Source organism: Mycetocola sp. Y444, from assembly GCF_059445295.1.
Genome location: NZ_JCAIUB010000002.1, coordinates 82,379 through 99,340 on the forward strand (window position 1 = coordinate 82,379; position 16,962 = coordinate 99,340).

Annotated in this window: 17 protein-coding genes; 11 read left to right on the forward strand and 6 right to left on the reverse strand. The window is 64.7% G+C overall.

Annotated elements, in window-relative coordinates; translation table 11 throughout:
• Window positions 1–2 precede the first annotated feature (2 nt).
• Window positions 3–1,211 carry an acetyl-CoA C-acetyltransferase gene (locus tag AC1C2M_RS07165; RefSeq protein ID WP_495436481.1) on the forward strand — a complete coding sequence of 403 codons (1,209 nt, stop codon included), beginning with the start codon at window positions 3–5 and terminating at the stop codon, window positions 1,209–1,211.
• A 29-nt stretch (window positions 1,212–1,240) separates the two neighbouring features.
• On the opposite strand, the gene AC1C2M_RS07170 is transcribed toward AC1C2M_RS07165, so the two are convergent.
• On the reverse strand, window positions 1,241–1,849 hold the full coding sequence (locus tag AC1C2M_RS07170) for a TetR/AcrR family transcriptional regulator (protein WP_495435760.1): 609 nt from the start codon (window positions 1,847–1,849) through the stop codon (window positions 1,241–1,243).
• Window positions 1,850–1,958: 109 nt separating this feature from the next.
• Between AC1C2M_RS07170 and AC1C2M_RS07175 the strand changes: the two genes are divergently transcribed.
• From AC1C2M_RS07175 to AC1C2M_RS07210, 8 genes are all read left to right on the forward strand, one after another.
• The gene (locus tag AC1C2M_RS07175; RefSeq protein ID WP_495435761.1) at window positions 1,959–2,516 is read left to right on the forward strand and encodes a hypothetical protein; all 558 of its coding nucleotides are present in this window, start codon (window positions 1,959–1,961) and stop codon (window positions 2,514–2,516) included.
• The gene (locus AC1C2M_RS07180) at window positions 2,516–3,940 is read left to right on the forward strand and encodes a dihydrolipoyl dehydrogenase family protein (protein ID WP_495435762.1); all 1,425 of its coding nucleotides are present in this window, start codon (window positions 2,516–2,518) and stop codon (window positions 3,938–3,940) included. Before AC1C2M_RS07175 ends, AC1C2M_RS07180 begins: the two co-directional genes overlap by 1 nt.
• Before the next feature lie 64 nt (window positions 3,941–4,004).
• The gene (locus AC1C2M_RS07185; RefSeq protein ID WP_495435763.1) at window positions 4,005–4,310 is read left to right on the forward strand and encodes an EthD family reductase; all 306 of its coding nucleotides are present in this window, start codon (window positions 4,005–4,007) and stop codon (window positions 4,308–4,310) included.
• 88 nt (window positions 4,311–4,398) lie between these two features.
• Entirely contained in the window at window positions 4,399–5,697 is a 1,299-nt protein-coding gene (locus tag AC1C2M_RS07190; protein WP_495435764.1) for an alpha-amylase family glycosyl hydrolase, read from the forward strand.
• Window positions 5,698–5,877: 180 nt separating this feature from the next.
• Window positions 5,878–6,525 (forward strand): DUF2291 family protein, encoded by a 648-nt coding sequence (locus AC1C2M_RS07195; protein WP_495435765.1) that lies wholly within the window; start codon window positions 5,878–5,880, stop codon window positions 6,523–6,525.
• Window positions 6,522–8,072 carry a sugar ABC transporter ATP-binding protein gene (locus AC1C2M_RS07200; RefSeq protein WP_495435766.1) on the forward strand — a complete coding sequence of 517 codons (1,551 nt, stop codon included), beginning with the start codon at window positions 6,522–6,524 and terminating at the stop codon, window positions 8,070–8,072. The genes AC1C2M_RS07195 and AC1C2M_RS07200 overlap by 4 nt, the downstream gene beginning before the upstream one ends.
• On the forward strand, window positions 8,069–9,202 hold the full coding sequence (locus AC1C2M_RS07205; protein ID WP_495435767.1) for an ABC transporter permease: 1,134 nt from the start codon (window positions 8,069–8,071) through the stop codon (window positions 9,200–9,202). The genes AC1C2M_RS07200 and AC1C2M_RS07205 overlap by 4 nt, the downstream gene beginning before the upstream one ends.
• Window positions 9,203–9,262: 60 nt before the next feature.
• Window positions 9,263–10,252: a D-ribose ABC transporter substrate-binding protein gene (locus AC1C2M_RS07210; RefSeq protein WP_495435768.1), complete on the forward strand. Its 990-nt coding sequence runs from the start codon at window positions 9,263–9,265 to the stop codon at window positions 10,250–10,252.
• A 177-nt stretch (window positions 10,253–10,429) separates the two neighbouring features.
• Here the strand turns inward: AC1C2M_RS07210 and AC1C2M_RS07215 are convergent, their stop codons facing one another.
• From AC1C2M_RS07215 to AC1C2M_RS07230, 4 genes are read right to left on the reverse strand one after another with little or no spacing between them, the layout of a single operon-like run.
• On the reverse strand, window positions 10,430–11,092 hold the full coding sequence (locus AC1C2M_RS07215) for a response regulator (RefSeq protein WP_495435769.1): 663 nt from the start codon (window positions 11,090–11,092) through the stop codon (window positions 10,430–10,432).
• Complete coding sequence (locus tag AC1C2M_RS07220) at window positions 11,089–12,297, reverse strand: sensor histidine kinase (protein ID WP_495435770.1); 1,209 nt, start codon at window positions 12,295–12,297, stop codon at window positions 11,089–11,091. Before AC1C2M_RS07220 ends, AC1C2M_RS07215 begins: the two co-directional genes overlap by 4 nt.
• 25 nt (window positions 12,298–12,322) lie before the next feature.
• Window positions 12,323–13,147 carry a hypothetical protein gene (locus AC1C2M_RS07225; protein ID WP_495435771.1) on the reverse strand — a complete coding sequence of 275 codons (825 nt, stop codon included), beginning with the start codon at window positions 13,145–13,147 and terminating at the stop codon, window positions 12,323–12,325.
• A complete protein-coding gene (locus AC1C2M_RS07230; protein WP_495435772.1) occupies window positions 13,147–13,881 on the reverse strand; it encodes an ATP-binding cassette domain-containing protein in 735 nt (244 codons plus the stop codon). Before AC1C2M_RS07230 ends, AC1C2M_RS07225 begins: the two co-directional genes overlap by 1 nt.
• A gap of 187 nt (window positions 13,882–14,068) precedes the next feature.
• Between AC1C2M_RS07230 and AC1C2M_RS07235 the strand changes: the two genes are divergently transcribed.
• Complete coding sequence (locus tag AC1C2M_RS07235; RefSeq protein WP_495435773.1) at window positions 14,069–15,316, forward strand: serine hydrolase domain-containing protein; 1,248 nt, start codon at window positions 14,069–14,071, stop codon at window positions 15,314–15,316.
• Window positions 15,317–15,421: 105 nt separating this feature from the next.
• Here the strand turns inward: AC1C2M_RS07235 and AC1C2M_RS07240 are convergent, their stop codons facing one another.
• Entirely contained in the window at window positions 15,422–16,357 is a 936-nt protein-coding gene (locus AC1C2M_RS07240) for an aldo/keto reductase (RefSeq protein WP_495435774.1), read from the reverse strand.
• A gap of 192 nt (window positions 16,358–16,549) precedes the next feature.
• Here AC1C2M_RS07240 and AC1C2M_RS07245 point away from each other — a divergent pair, with 192 nt between their 5' ends.
• Window positions 16,550–16,927, forward strand: coding sequence for a VOC family protein (locus AC1C2M_RS07245; protein WP_495435775.1), 378 nt, complete (start codon window positions 16,550–16,552; stop codon window positions 16,925–16,927).
• Window positions 16,928–16,962 lie beyond the last annotated feature (35 nt).

The window sequence follows — 16,962 nt, forward strand, 5'->3', positions numbered from 1 at the left end:
CCATGCGTGAGGTCGTGATCTGCTCGCCCCTCCGCACCCCGGTCGGGCGAATGGGAGGGGCGCTGGCATCCCTCAGCGCTCTGGAACTCGCCACAACCGTTCTCCGGGCGCTCCTCGAACGAACCGGCGTGGAACCCGGAGCAATCAGCGGGGTGATCGGTGCCCAAAGCTACCCGACCATGGAGGCACCGGCCTTCGGACGGGTCGCAGCGCTCGATTCAGGTTTCCCGACCACGACCGGCGGTTACCAACTTGACCGGCGGTGTGGGAGTGGCCTGCAAGCCGTGATGAACGCCGCGATGGAAGTGCAGACCGGCGTCAGCGACGCCGTGGTCGCGCTCGGGGTGGAGTCCATGTCGAACGCTCCGTTCTACACCGAGGAGGGACGACGGGGTGCTCCCCGCGGTGGGTATTTCTTCCGCGACGCCCTCGCGCGCGGCCGTGAGACTGTCGGTGGCCGTTTCTATCCGACACCGGACGGAAACGTCGGAACCGCCGAAACCCTCCGCGCCGAGTACGGTATCGGGCGCGACGCTCAGGATGCTTTGGCACTCCGGTCACACCAGCGCGCAGTCCAGGCGCAGGCATCAGGTGCGTTTGACGCGGAGATCGTTCCCGTGACCGTGCCCGGCCGGCGAGGTGACATTGTCGTCGATCGCGACGAGCATCCTCGCGCCGATTCGACACTGGACGCGCTCGCGGCGCTCACTCCTCTCCTGGCGAAGAAGGATCCGGATGCCACGGTGACGGCAGGTAATGCGAGTGGCCAGAACGACGCTGCCGCTGCCTGCATCGTCACCACGCCAGAGCACGCGAGGGTGCTCGGACTCGTGCCGGCCCTTCGCCTTCGCTCCTGGGCTGTCGCCGGGGTCGACCCCCGGCGGTTCGGGATCGCTCCGGTGCCGGCAACAGGGCTGGCACTCGCGCGCGCCGGACTCGGTTTGGCTGACATCGATGTCATCGAGCTCAACGAGGCTTTCGCGGTGCAGGTGCTCGCCTGCCTGGCTGACTGGGGTATCGATGCCGAGGACCAGCGCCTCAATCCGCGCGGCAGTGGAATCTCGATCGGTCACCCGATAGCCGCAACAGGCATCCGCATGCTCGCCACCCTCGCGAACGAGCTGTCCGACCTGGACGGCACTCTGGCCCTCGAGACCATGTGTATCGGTGGTGGGCAGGCGCTCGCCGCGGTGTTCGAACGGGTCGGCTGACCCGCGATGGGCGCGGTTTCCGTTCCAGGTCAGTTCTGTATGCGTGCGGCCACGATGACCGCGGCATAAGCCACTCGCAACCTCCCGGCGATCTCCTCGGGGTCGCTGAGGTAGCCATTGACCATGGCGCCGTCCCGCAGCATCATCAGTTGACCGCCGATAGTGTCGGGGTCGCTGGCGCCGGCGTCCGCCGCGATGGCGGTGAACAGCTCGAGGGTCCACCTTCGGTGCGCATCGACTACGACTCTGACGGGGTCACCCGGGTCGGCGATCTCTGCGGCCGCGTTGATAAACGGGCATCCCCTGAATCCCGGCATGCAACTCGCCGATCCGATGATCTCCGCAATGTTCTCAAGCGCATGCGCAGGGTCTGACTGAGCGCGAGCAGAGGTGAGTGCCTCCCGCTCTCCTGAGGCCTGCCGCTCGAGATAGGCAACAACCAGGTCGGTCTTGGTTTTGAAGTGGCGATAGAACGTGACCTTCGTGATCCCCGCCTGCTCAATGATCCGGTCGGCGCTCGTTCCGCGGATGCTGTTCGCATAGATCAACTCGGTCGCGGCGTCCAGGATGCGAGCACGCGTGGCGTCGCCCCGCCGGCTACCGGCCACCCCAGGCGTCATCGGCGTTGTTTCACCCACGGTGCTCCCTTTTTTGAAACTTTTGCTTGCGTTGCTGTCGGTAACGACTCTAGAGTGTCCATTGTAGGGGTACTAGTTCGTCTACATAAACTCTGTGAAAGGAATTCTGGTGACAACCATCGACACCCGTGCGGCCGTGCCTCTTGCGAGGACACTGCGCCGGGTCTATTTCTCCCGCTTCGGTTTTGCCCTTGTCTGGGCACTGCTGCTGGCGTTTGCGGCTCCGAACGCGGCGCCACTCCTCACGGTTCTCGTGATCATTTACCCGCTGGTTGACGCGTTCTCCGTGTTGACCGAGCTGCGGGCGGCTGGAACAACGTCACGGTCCCGGGCCAGCGAAATCATCAACATCGTCAGCAGTGTGCTGGCCGCCGTTGCCCTTGGCTGGGCCTCGCTCGTGTCTCCAGGCGCGGTACTCGCGGTATGGGGCGTGTGGGCGGTGCTTTCGGGCGCCTCGCAATTGGTGACCGGCCTGATTCGCCGCAAGCTGGGCGGCCAGGTGCCGCTGATCGTCAGCGGCGGTTTGTCGGTCCTGGTTGGTTTCGCGTTCCTCGCTCAGGGACTTGGCGGATCCACCATGGTGACGTCAATCGCTGGCTACGCGACCCTGGGCGGCGTGCTCTTCCTGATTTCCGCCATCCGCCTGACTCGCTCGGCGCGTGCCTGATGGCCGGCGCATTCGAGGGGTCCGTCCCTGACTACGACCTGATCGTGATCGGGGCAGGCCCCGTCGGAGAAAACGTGGCTGATTACGCCGCGAAGCGTGGCATCCGGGTCGCGATCGTGGAATCGGAACTCGTCGGTGGTGAATGTTCCTACTGGGCGTGCATGCCTTCCAAGGCGCTGCTGCGCAGCGGGCACGTTCTTCGTGCCGCCCAGCGACTGGACGGCACTCGGCAGGCGGTCACCGGTGAACTGGATGTTCCGGCGGTTCTTGCCCGCAGGGACACATTCACGAGCGAGTGGAAGGATGACGGCCAGGTCGACTGGTTGAACTCCGCCGGCATCGATCTGATCCGGGGTCACGCTCGCCTCACCGGCGCACGCACCCTCGACGTGAACGGCCGGAACTACACAGCGAGGGCCGTCGCGGTCGCGACAGGTTCGGTTCCCGTGTTGCCCGACATCGCGGGGCTCGCCGCGGCAAACCCGTGGGGAACCCGCGAAGCGACCAGTGCGTCGACCGCTCCGGCCCGGCTGCTGGTGCTCGGCGGAGGTGTCGCCGGCACCGAACTCGCCACAGCCTGGGCCTCTCTCGGCTCCGACGTGACTCTTCTGTCACGGGGTCCTCTTCTGGAACGCGAGGAACCCTTTGCTGGGGAACTCGTCACGAAGGCTCTCGGGGAGATGGGTGTCGACGTGCGCATCGGCGTCAGTCCGACGGGTGTTCACCGCGACGAGGCCGGCGTTGTAACGACCACACTCGACGACGGCAGCACGGTGGTGACGGACGAAATCCTCATCTCCACTGGCCGCCGCCCGAACACCCTCGACCTCGGCGTCGACGCGGTCGGCTTCACCCCCGGAGAGAAGCTGAGCGTCGATGACACCATGCTCGTCACGGGCACCGACTGGCTCTACGCCGTCGGTGACGTGAACGGACGCGCGCTCCTCACGCATCAGGGCAAGTACCAGGCCCGGGCCGCGGGCGAGGTTATCGCTGCCAGGCTCGGCGGCAGCGACGTGCATGATGCTCCCTGGGGCAGTCACGTCGCAACCGCTGATGACGCGGCCGTGCCGCACGTGATCTTTACCGATCCCGAGGTTGCCGGAGTCGGCCTTACCGAAGCGCAAGCGCGCGCTCGCGGAATGAATGTGAAAGTCGTGGAATACGACCTCGGCTGGGTTGCGGGAGCGAAATTGCACGCCGATGGTTACGAAGGCCACGCGAAACTCGTCATCGATGAGGACCGCCACATCGTCGCCGGGGCGACCTTCGTCGGTCAGGATGTCGCAGACCTGCTGCACTCGGCAACCATTGCGATTGTCGGTGAAGTCCCGATCGACCGGCTCTGGCACGCCGTTCCCTCCTATCCCACCATCAGCGAGGTCTGGCTCCGACTCCTCGAAACCTACGGTCGGCCGAACTGAGCCTGCCCCAACCCAACGAGCAAACACCCAAACGAACACAAACCCACTGGAAGGAAAGAAGCAAATGCCCACGAAGATCACCATCATCATCGATAACCCCGCCGACGCGGACGCGTTTGAAGCGGGTTACCCCGAGATCGTCTCGCTGGCCCAGCAACTCCCCGGGCTGCGCCGCACGGAGTCCGCGAAGGTCTGGCCCAAGGAAGACGGATCTCCCACGCCGTCGCATCGCACCCTCGACCTGTACTTCGACAGTTACGACGATGCCTCAGCCGCTGTCGCTACACCCGCCGCTGGCGAGTTCTTCCAGCGGCTTGTGGGCACAGGAACACCCTTCACCGGGCTCTTCTCCGACATCGAAACGGCCTAGAGCATTTACGACCGCGCCCGACGCACCCGCGTCGGGCGCGGTCGCCCGCATTTCTCAGGCGCCCACCCCGAGCGGGTATCGTCAAGTAATGAGCCAAACGTCAGGATCCGTGACAGCCCACACCGGACCCGAATGGGTGGACCACGTGATCTGGTGGCGGGTGTATCCGCTGGGGTTCGTCGGCGCATTTCCCGAGTCAGACGCTGGGCCTGCAACAGCGGATGAGCACCGGTTGCTCCGCCTGATCCCGTGGCTCGACCATGTCATCGAACTCGGCGCGTCCGGAATCGCACTCGGACCTATTTTCGCGTCGTCGACGCACGGGTACGACACCACCGACCACTTCAGCATCGACCCTCGCCTCGGCACCGATGAGGACTTCGCAGCCCTCGTCGGTGAGGCGCGCGCACGAGGCCTCCGCGTCCAGCTCGACGGCGTCTTCAACCACGTCGGACGCGAGCACCCGCTCGTTGCGCAGGACTCAGAGGCGCTCAAGCGAACCAGCGACGGGGGCTTGGTCGCGTTCGAGGGCCACGACGCCCTGGTTGAACTCGACCCGGCGCAGCCGGAGACCAGACGCCTCGTCGTCGACGTGATGCGGCACTGGCTCGATCGGGGTGCTGATGCATGGCGGCTGGATGCCGCGTACCGGCTGCCGACAGACTTCTGGGCGGCAGTTCTGCCCGAGGTGCGCCGTACTCATCCGGATGCCTGGTTCGAAGCCGAGGTGATCCACGGTGAGTACGCCGCGTTCGTCAGCGAGGGAACCGTCGACAGCGTCACCCAGTACGAGCTGTGGAAGGCGATCTGGTCGAGCATCGACGAGGGCAATCTCTGGGAGCTGGCCTGGGCGCTCGGCCGCCACAATGAAATGCTCAGCTCGTTTGTTCCGACGACCTTCATCGGAAACCACGACGTCACCCGGATCGCGTCCGCGATCACGGATGCCCGTCATCACCCGCACGCGATCGTGCTGCTGGCCACGCTCGGGGGAACTCCGACGGTCTACGCCGGTGACGAGTGGGGTTTCCGCGGGGTGAAGGAGGAGCGCGCTGGCGGTGATGACGTCATTCGCCCGGAGTTCCCGATTGACGGTCCCGCCTCGGTGTCGGTCGTCGACCCCGCGATCGAGCCGCTCTACCAGGAGCTTCTTGGCCTGCGGCGGCGCCACCCGTGGCTTCACCGCGCCACGACCGCGGAACCGCGCGCTCTCAGCAATGAGCACCTCGAGGTCGATGTGGTCTGGGAGGGGGAGAGCATCACTGTCGCCCTGAACCTCGGCGATGACACGTTCCCACTCGTTGAAGGCGGTGTACTGGCTGCGGATCCGGCAACGCGGGAGACCCCGGGACGGCTCGCGGCGCACGGGTGGGCCATCGTCGGCTGAGGTAGTGGCTTCCGGCGTCAGCGCCGTTATCGAAGCGGATTCAGGCAAACCGGTTGACCAAAACGACTCCTGTGGGAGAGGATGGGCACGCCGTGAAGTAACCGAAAATAACGCAGCATCCTCAATGTCGAGTGACCTGTCGCCACTGCATGAGACACCTGACCCGCAAAGGAGCGGTTAATGTCCCTCACCGCACCACGTCGTCGCCTTTATGTGAGACTCGCAGGCGTTGTGCTGTCTATCGCCGTGATCGTGGCTGCAATAACCAGCACGCGGGTTCTGTCGATCGACGCGGCCGCAGAAGCCTCGCAAGCGGGCGCCTTCGAACCCGACGAGTACGCTGCCGAGCATTTCGAGGAGGACATCGCTCCGGCGATCAGCGACGACGCGGTGGATCTCGCAATGCTCCTCGGTGAACTCGCGGCAGGAGCTGACGAAGCGGACTTCGGGAACACGGCCGGGTCGTCCAGTGCCTATTCATACCCGGTCACGTTTACCGGGATCGCCGGTGCGCCCAACGGATCGATCCTGCCGGTCACTGTCGACGGGCTCCCCGAGGGAACAGTCGTGCAGGTCCAGATCGGCCCGGCCATCAATGGCACAGCGATTCGGGATGCCACGGGGACCGTCAAGTTCAACGACTTCACCAACCAGCTCGAGTTTCAGGAAGTCGCGACCGCGCTCAACACCCTCGTCAAGGAGCAAGTGCTCGCCGATGTCGACCCCGCAGTCCTCGAGGGCAAGACCGTCACGGTGACCGGTGCGTTCACCAGGGTGAACCCGGCACTTGTCTCGGTCGTTCCGGTGAAATTTGAGGTGGGGCAATGAGCGACAACGACGTTGTGATGCGCGCCATCGGAATCACGAAAAGCTACGGTGCCACCCGGGCACTCAAAGGTGTCGATTTTTCGATTCGACGAGGGGCCGTCACCGTGCTGTTCGGTGAGAACGGAGCGGGTAAATCGACGCTGATGAAGATCCTCAGCGGCGTCGAGTCTCCGACATCCGGCACCCTCGAGCTCGACGGTGAACCGTTGCGCCTCCGAGACACCGTCGATGCGGCATCCAGAGGTATCGCGATCATCCACCAGGAACTGAGCCTCGCCCCCAACCTCAATGTTCGAGACAACATTTACATGGGACGTGAGAGCACCAGGGGTGGTGTTGTGATCGATTACGGTGCGGAGAACGCGACAACCGCGCGGCTGATGACGCGGCTCGAAGAGCGGCTCGACCCTCGGACTCTTGTCGGAGACCTCCGTCTTGGCCAGCAACAGGTGGTTGAGATTGCCCGGGCGCTCGCCGGAAATGCGCGGGTGCTGATCATGGACGAACCGACCTCCGCGCTGAGCGGAAGCGAGGTCGAGGTGCTGTTCAAACTGATCCGCGAACTGACCGCCGAGAACGTCGCCATCGTCTACATCTCACACCACCTCGAAGAGGCGCTCGAGATTGCAGACCACGCCGTGGTGTTCCGCGATGGCGATCTTGTAGCCACAGGCGACCGCGACGAGATCGACCTCGGCTGGGTCATCTCGAACATGGTTGGCCGGGACGTTGGCGACCTGTCACCGGATCTCCTCGAGGAGTTCGGCGAGCCAGTTCTCGAACTGGAGAACATCGTCATCGCCGATCCGTCCAACCCGGCGCGCCTGGCCGTCGACGACCTCTCCCTCTCTGTCCGCGCCGGCGAGGTGGTATGCCTCTACGGGCTGATGGGAGCCGGCCGCACGGAGCTCCTGGAAGCACTCGCCGGGCGCATCCCGATCCAATCCGGAACAGTTCGGCTGAAGGGGCGGGTGATCCAGGGAGAATCTGTCGCCGAGCGCATCGCACTCGGACTCGCGCTCGTGCCCGAGGACCGGCAGCGCGACGGTCTGGTTCAAACCATGTCGGTGGGTGAGAACGCATCGCTGGCGAATCTGCTTGCTTTCGTCAAAGGGATTGTCCTGGACCGACGCAGCGAACGCGCCAGCATCGACAAGGTGGTCTCGGATGTCCGCGTCAAGACCTCGGGTCCCAATGCCGCTATCTCCTCGTTGTCGGGTGGAAACCAGCAGAAGGTCGTGATCTCCAAAATCCTCATGACAGAGCCGGAGGTGATCCTGCTCGACGAACCGTCCCGAGGCATAGATGTGGGAGCGAAGGCGGAGATCTTCGGACTCATGGCGCGTGAGGCAAAACGCGGCCTTGGCGTCCTCTTCGCCACGTCCGAGGTCGGGGAAGCCCTCGGCGTCTCCAACCGTGTGATCGTGCTCTCGAAGGGCCGCATCGTCGGCGAGTTCGATCCGAAACACACAGACCGAGAAGGCCTGATGGTGGCCTCAGGCGAATCAACCGAGGCTGCGAAACCAGAGAATGGACTCGTGAAGTGACTGCAACCACAACGGGCATGCGTCCGTCGACCGACGGCGGTGGGCCCGGCAATCGAGACAAGAGCGCTGGAAAGCGACAGATCGACTACCTCGGGATCCTTCTCGAGGGGCGCGCGTTCATCGCTCTCATTGTCCTGATCATCATTTTCGCGCTGCTGTCCGATTCCTTCCTGACGTTCAACAACCTGTTGACCATGACCAAACACGTCGCATACAACGCGATTCTTGCGCTCGGCATGCTGTTCGTCATCCTCAAGGGCGGCATCGACCTTTCCGTCGGTTCCACAGTGGGGCTGTCCGGTGTCGTCGCCGGCGTGCTGCTGCAGGGGTGGCAGCTTGATGCCTTCGGCGTCGTTGTGTACCCGCCTGTGTGGGTCGTGGTCCTCTGCTCACTCGCCGTCGGCACCCTGGTCGGTTATGTCAACGGTTTGCTCGTAACGAAGTTCAACGTCGCACCCTTCATCGCGACCCTCGGGATGTTGTACGTCGCGCGCGGTGCCGCGTTGCTCATTTCAAACGGCTCCACCTATCCGCGCCTTGGCGGGGAGGAAGCCCTGGGAAACACAGGCTTCAACATCATCGGCGGCGGTCGTCTTCTTGGCATTCCGACCGCCATCTGGATCATGGTCGTTTTCGCCCTTGTCGCCGCTTTTGTTCTCAAGAGCACGCCATTCGGTCGCTGGGTCTACGCCACCGGAGGGAATGAGCGTGCCGCTGAGCTTTCGGGTGTGCCGGTGCGTCGGGTCAAATTGCGCGTCTACATGATCAGTGGATTCTGCGCGGCGACAACCGGTCTCATCATCTCCTCTGAGCTGACGAGCGCTGCTCCCCAGCTCGGGGAATCATTCGAGCTCAACGCCATCGCGGCTGTGGTCATCGGTGGCGCCGCGCTGACAGGTGGCCGAGGAAACGTACGCGGCGTGCTCATCGGCGCCTTCGTCATCGGTTTTCTCAGTGACGGACTCGTGATCGTCGGTGTTTCCACCTTCTGGCAGATCACCATCAAGGGTGCCGTGATCATCCTCGCCGTGATGCTGGACCAGGCTCAACAGCGGATCAAGCGGTCGAAGAACGCGGCTCTTGCCGCCGGCAACCACGCTGAACCGGCATCGGCGCCAACCATGCCCTGACGAGACCCCACACCGCGGTGGGTGCACCGCGGCACACCAAGAAAACGAAAGGCTGAAGCAATGAAGCGACAGATTCTGACGGCGACAATCGCAGTGTTCACCATCGTCGGCCTGGCCGGTTGTTCAGGCGGCTCAGGGGGCTCCGGCAGTTCCGGGGACTCCGGCAATGGTTCCGGCGAGGCCGGTGGCCTTATCGCCATCATCACTCCGGCACAGGAGAACCCCTTCTTCAAGGCAGAGGCGGATGCCGCCAAGGCAGAAGCGGAGGAGCTCGGATACGAGACGTCCGTCGCGTCCCACGACGACGACCCGAACAAGCAGAGCGAACTCATCGACTCAGCGATCAGCAAGGGTGCCAAAGCGATCATCCTCGACAACGCGGGAGCTGACGCATCGATCGGTCCCATCACCAAAGCCGAGGAAGCGGGGGTTCCCGTCTTCCTCATCGACCGGGAGATCAACGAGAACGGAATTGCCAAGGCTCAGATCGTTGCCAACAACGCTCAGGGCGCGGCCGCCGTTGCCGAGTCGTTCGTCGCTGCCCTTCCCGATGGTGGGAAGTACATCGAACTGACCGGGAAAGAGTCAGACACCAACGCCGGTGTGCGGTCGGAGGCCTTCGCGAGCGTGATCTCCCAGTACCCGAACCTGGTGCCAGCGGCGAAAGAAACTGCCAACTGGAACCAGGACGAGGCGTTCCAGAAGGTCGAGACGCTGCTGCAGCGTGATCCCAACATCCAGGGGATCATCGCCGGGAACGACACGATGGCGCTCGGTGCCGTTGCGGCCGTCGAGGCTGCCGGGCTGCTCGACAAGATCAAGATCGTCGGCTTCGACGGCAGCCCCGACGCGGTGCAGGCCATCAAGGACGGCAAGCTCGTTGCGACCGGCCTGCAGCCGGCGGTGCTTATTTCGCAGATGGCCGTTCAGCAGGCTGACGAGTTCATCCGCACTGGTGAGACCGGCGCTGAAGAGAAACAGTCCATCGATTGCGTCGTGATCGATGCCAGCAACGCCGAGCAGTACACGAGTTTCGCGCTCGAGGACTGATTCAGAGCGGCGGAAGGCGATCGGCGGGCTCGCACGAGTCCGCCGATCGCTTACCGCCCCGATCGCCTCGGCGGTCATCGGTGCTGCACTGAGCCTGGGGTGCGCGTTGGCCGACCTCGCGCCATTCAGGCACGCCTGGAGCAGGGAACGGTCCATCTGATTCAGCACGTCCCCGCCTTACATCCCCGACGGAGCGACACCGTTGGTGAAGGCCCACACGACGGCCTGCAGCCGGTCCCGTGCCCCGGTCTTGGTGAGGATGCCGGCGAGGTGGTACTTCACCGTCGTGAGCTCGATGAACAACCGCTCTGCGATTTCCTGGTTGGAGAGTCCCTCGCTCAGAAGCACCAGAATTTCCAGTTCCCGGGCGGTGAGCGGCACAGAAGGCGGGGTCTGGATGCGATCCGGTTGCCTCCTTCGGTTGGCGAACTCGGAGATCACCCTTCGGGTCAGTCGCTGGTCGAGCGTTCCGTCACCACGGGCGACGGAACGGATGGAACCGAGCAGAGTCTGCTCGTCGGCTCCTTTGAGCAGGAAGCCGGCAGCGCCAGCTTCCAGCGCTCCGAAGACGTAGTCGTCGAGATCAAACGTGGTGACGACGAGCACGCTCGTGGTGTTTGCCGGGTCGGAGACGATCGCTCTCGTCGCCGAAATACCGTCGAGTCCCGGCATCCGGATATCCATGCAGATCACGTCCGGGTGCTGCTCCTTCGCGAGAGCGACGGCTTCGTGGCCGTCCTTCGCCTCACCGACCACCCGGATGTCCTCCTCCTGATTGAGGATCACGGACAGGCCGGCCCGCACGATGGCCTGGTCGTCGGCAATGGCAACGGTAATCACGATTGCACTCCGTCGTAGGGGATCTCGAGGCTGTTCGCCCAGCCGCCGTCGGGGCTCGGCCCGGTTGTGAGCCTCGCGCCGATCAGGTCGGCGCGTTCCGCCATGCCGACGAGACCAAACCGGGGCCGGGAGTCCACCTCCTGGGCCACAGCCTGCGAACCCGGCCCGTTCCGCACGGTCACGCGCAGGGCATTCTCGCCGTAATCCAGCTCGACGGTGCGAGGCGACCCGGGTGCGTGCCTGGCGGCGTTTGCGAGGGATTCCTGCACCATCCGGTAGACGGTGATGCCGGTGAGCGGGCCGATATCGACCGGAGTACCGGATTCCGACAGCGACACAGGGCTTCCCGCGGCGGATGCCTCGGCAATGAGTCCCGGCAGCTGCTCGATTGACGGAACGGGGGCGAGCGAACCCTCTCCGTCGGCGCGGAGCAGGCCGACCGTCTGGCGAAGGTTATTCAGCGTGGTTCGAGCGTCACTCTGAACGCGGCGGATGTATTCACCAGCGCGGTCCGGATCCGTCGCCCGCAACGCGTCAGCGGCCTGGGCGCTGACGATGATGCCCGTCAGGTGGTGGGCGGCGATGTCGTGCAGTTCCCGTGCCATGAGTGCGCGCTCCTCACGCACGGCATCCTGCGCCAGACGTTCTCTTTCTCTCTCGGCGGCATCCGCCCGTTCACGCAACGCCTCAACGAGCCTGGCGCGACCGTCGACGACCTCGGCAAGGATCACCGGCAGGCCGAACGTGAGAGCTGCACGCAGTAATGCGAACGGCAGCGCCAGCTCGCCGGGCACTTCGAGGCTGGACTGCACGGTGGCGATCGTGACGATGACGGATGCCACAGCGATGGCAGCGGGAAGCAGGTAATGGGAGGCCTCGCGGCGCTCGCGGGTATACGAATACACGGCGATGATGACCGCGAAGGTGCCGGTGCTCGCCTCTCCGGAAGAGATGAGCAGCATCAGGACATCGAGCGCCGACGTAGCGATGAGTACGACCACGGGGGCGCGGTACCGCCCCAGCAGGGTCGCCGCCTGGGCGATCACGATCACGCCGGGAAGCCAGGGGTATCTCTGGCCGGCGGACTCGCTGTCGATAACTGCCACCCCGATCACGTAGCCGATGCCGAGGAGAGCCGTCAGCACAACGGGAGTACCCCGCCAGAGCGCGTTGCGAACGCTGCTCTGGCGGGGTGGTGTGGTCATCCGACCATTGTCCGGCACGGGGTGCTCAGATGTCACGGGATCGCATTGCCGCTCCCGCCGCTGCCGTCACCACGGCCACGAGGGCCGCGAGTGCCGCTACGGCGATGAGAGGCGGGATGCTGCCCGCCACGCCCGGTGAGACGGCCGCCTGTCCGAGTGACAGGGGCATCAGCTGCGCCCAGACCGGCAATGAGCCGGTGACGAGCTGGATGGTGGCCTGCGCGATCAGTTCGAACAGGAGCACGCCGAGCGTAATGAGCACTCCCGCCAGCTGATTGCGCGCGAGGATGCCGATGGCCAGGCCGAGGAGCCCGAGCAGGGGAACCACGAGAGCACCGCGTCCCAGCACCCCGAGAAGGTCCGGAATGCTGACGGCCAGGTCGGTTTGTGCGAGCGTGAGTGAGATCAGCAGCGTCGCAACGCTGACGACCGCGTACGCGACCCCGACAACCGCCCCGACGATGGCCATTGCGCCCACCTTCGCCGCGAGGATTCGTCCACGACGGGGTTCCGCAAGTGCCGTGGGAACGATCCCGCCGAACCGGTAGTCGGTGGTGCCCGCGAGGACGCCGAGGATCAGGACCGCGAGCACCGCGATACCGATGGAACCAGCGCCCGTTGAAGAACCGAGCGGACTGACCGCGGCGAGCTGTGCCGCCGCTGAAGTGAGCTCGAACGCGGGAAGGTCATCTCCCAGCGCCTCCCGGCCGGGGCCGATGGCGCCGCTCGCGAGTGCGGGCAGAACGGTAACGAGGGTGACTTGTGTTGCGATGAGACCGGCGATGCCGACGCCGATCGCTGCCTTGGTGGCTCGAGTCGTGGTGACCTTGAGCAGTTCTGCGCGGATCATCAGCGCACCCCCGCACTTGTCGAGGTGAGGTCGAGATAGTAGCTCTCGAGGTCTCCTCCGTGGGCGTCGACCGTGGAACGCAGGTCGCCGGATGCCGCGACCCTGCCCGCTGCGATCACGACGATGTCGTCGGCGACAAGCGCCACCTCTGACAGGACGTGGGACGACAGGAGGACTGAGCCGCCGGCATCCGCGAAGGAACGGATGAGCTCGCGAAGCCAGTGCATCCCCGCAGGGTCGAGGCCGTTGGCCGGCTCGTCGAGGATCAGGATGGACGGCTCACCGAGCAGTGCTGCTGCCAGAGCGAGTCGCTGCTTCATGCCGAGCGAGTAGCCACCGATCCGTCGATCGGCCGCTGTGCTCAGGTCAACCTCCTTGAGCACGGCGTCGATCCGGGGCTGTGCCACGCCGATCTGCGCTGCGGCGATGCGGAGGTGCTCCCTGCCGGTGCGGCCAGGGTGCAGTCCTGCCGAATCAAGGAGTGCCCCGATGGTCTGGGCCGGCTGCTCGAGGTCGCGGTACCGGCGTCCGTGGATGAGTGCCTCGCCGCTGTCGGGCGAGGCGAGGCCGAGGATCATGCGGGTGGTGGTGGTCTTGCCGGCGCCATTGGGGCCGAGGAGACCGACAACCCGGCCGTCGAGGACGTCGAATGAGACGTCCTCTACCGCGGGATGTCCGGAGAAGGACTTACTCAGCCCGCGAATCGCGAGGGCTGGTGATGTGGAATTCGTCATGTCCCCAGCGTGCTGCGGCCGCCGAACGAGCGCCCCATCCTCAAGGACAGTCCTCATCCTGTTCCTCCGGGCGGGGCGCGAGCGTGTGCATCTGGCGAGGCTGGACGTGTCCGATTCGGACAGCAGAAGTCTCAACACGATCCAGCTCACTCAGCCTGGACCACCTCATCACAAGGGAAGAAACGACATGTCCATGAACCAGCAGGAATCACAGAACACCGTCGAACCGACGGAATCCCAGCCGAGCAGGCGCCGTGGCGTCATCCTCGCGACGACCAGCGTGCTGGCCGTCGGAGCGTTGGTGGCCGGTGCGTGGGGTGCCGGTGCGTGGTCGGATGCCGCACCGGTGGAGGAGGAGGAGACCGCGAAGAGTTCGGTCATCCAGGAACACCTCGACGGCCTGGTCGAACTCGGCTTTCCCGCAGCGCTCGCCTCATTCACCAGCCCCGACGGGCAGCACGAGGATTACGTGGCTGGCGTCGGGAACCTCACGACCGACGAACCCGTACCCGTCGACGGGGAAGTGCGGCTCGGGAGCAACTCGAAGACGTTCACATCCGTCGCCGTGCTGCAGCTCGTCGAGGACGGTCAGGTTGCTCTTGATGAGCCCATCGACAGCTACCTGCCGGGTCTGGTCACGGGTGATGGCATCGACGGCACCCGCATCACCGTGCGTCATTTGCTGCAGCAGATGTCAGGACTCCCCGAATACGCCGACGAGATCGCGATGGACTTTGAGAAGGCACAGGGCGTCTACACATCGCCGCGCGACCTCCTCGATATCGCGCTCAGTAAGCCGGCGGGCTTTGCCGCCGGTGAGCGCTGGCAGTACAGCAACACGAACTACCTGGTGCTCGGCCTTCTGATCGAACGCCTGGCCGAACGGCCGCTCTTCGAGGTGATCACCGAGCGGATCATTGAGCCACTGGGGCTTGAACACACCTACTTCCCGACCGTCGGCGAAATGTCACTCCGCGGGGAGCACCCTTCGGGGTATCACAAGGACGCGGATGGCGAGTTCTACGACGTGAGCACACTCGACCCGTCATGGGGCTGGGCCGCCGGCCAGGTCGTCGCAAGCCCGAGCGACCTGAATGAGTTCATGAGGGCGGTTCTCGACGGTCGACTTCTCGGCGAGGAGATGGCAACCGAGATGCAGAAGACCGTGCCGGCCGATGAAGGCCTGTGGCCTGGGGCGGGGTACGGTCTCGGTTTGCAGAGCTACCCGCTGAGCTGCGGCGGCGTGATCTGGGGCCACGGTGGCGACATCCACGGCTTTCAGACTCGCAACGGTGTCGCAGCCGACGGAACGGCATTTAGCGTTGCCGTCACTGCTCTGCCCTGGGCCTTCATCGCCGAGGAGGACGAGCCCCGGATGATGGACACTTACAGGGCAGTAACGAAGGCAGTCGACGCGGCCTTCTGTGAAGACTGACGCCGAGCATCCGATCACCAGCGCTTCCGGCGCCAGCCTCCAGAGGTTGGCGCCGGAAGTTGTCGTGCGTGCGTGCGTTTGTGCGTGAAGGGTCTCCGGTGTGGCCTACGGAACGATGTGGCCCGCCGCGCGGAACAACTCGTACCATTCGGCGCGGGTCAGTGGAATCTCAGAGCCAAGGGCAGCGCCAGCAACGCGTTCTGGGTTCGTCGTTCCGAGCACCACCTGCATCTGGGCCGGGTGGCGGGTGATCCACGCGGTCGCGATCGCGATCGGCGGCACATCGTACTGGGCGGCCAGTCGATCGATGGCGGCGTTCAGCTCCGCGTACTCGGGGGATCCGAGGAAGACCCCGGTGAAGAACCCGGCCTGGAACGGCGACCAGGCCTGGATCGTGATGTCGTTGAGGCGGCAGTAGTCGACGATCCCACCACCGTCGAGCGTGACCGACTGCTGCTCGCCGAGCATGTTCGCCGCGACGCCCTGCGTCACGATGGGAGCGTGGGTGATCGAGAGCTGAAGCTGGTTGGCCACGATGGGCTGCCGCACATATCGCTTCAGCAGATCGATCTGTCGAGGGGTGTGGTTCGAGACGCCGAACGACTTCACCTTGCCGGCGCTTTCAAGTTCGTCGAAGGCGCGGGCAACTTCTTCCGGTTCCACGAGGGCATCGGGGCGGTGAAGGAGCAGGATGTCGATCCTGTCCGTTTGCAGCGCCTCGAGCGATCCGTTGACCGACTCGATGATGTGCTCGTAGGAGAAGTCGAAGTACGGTCCCTCCCGCACGATCCCGGTCTTGGTCTGGATGGTGATGGCGTCGCGATCCGACGTGCTCAGCTTCATCGCCTCCGCGAATCGTCGCTCGCATCCGTGCAGATCGTTCCCGTAGACATCCGCGTGGTCAAAGAAGTCGATGGCGGCATCCCGGGCGGTGTGTACGAGCTCCCGGACCTCATCGTCCGTCTTGTCGGGAATGCGCATGAGTCCGAGGACCACGTTGGGGGCGACGATTTCGGTGTTCGGCAGGGTAAAGGTCTTCACGGTGATTCCTTTCGCAGACGCGGCAACTCCGACGGTGACGCATGCCTACCTAACCACTCACCGGGGCAAAGAGTCCACCACGGCGGCACCCTTCACACGGGGCACGCAGCTGTGTACAGTGTCCGCATCAGTGGGGTCGCCGACGGGCGGGCTGCATCGCCGTGACGAGCGCCATCTCTCGAAGGGGGAGCCGTGCCCAATCCCGTCGTGCACTTCGAGATCATCGGTCGGAACCCGGGTGCTTTGCGACGGTTCTATTCCGTTTTGTTCGGCTGGACTGCCGACACCGATTCGCCCGTTGCCCCGGAAATCTCGGAGGCGGGCGAGTACGGGTTCGTCAGTGACGCGGCCGGGGGTCCCATTGCGGGCGGCATCGGAGGCGGGCACGAGTTCGCGCCGCACGCTCTCTTCTACGTTGGGGTGGACGATGTGGAAGACGCGCTCGTGCGTGCCGAGCGGCTGGGTGGCACTCGAGTGCTCGGTCCAGCGCGCAATCCCAGCGGCGCGCTCGTGGTCGGCCATTTCGCCGATCCGGAGGGCAATCTGATTGGTGTTGCTGGTCCGAGGTAGCGTCCTCGTTACAGCGGTTCTGTCAGAGATTGACA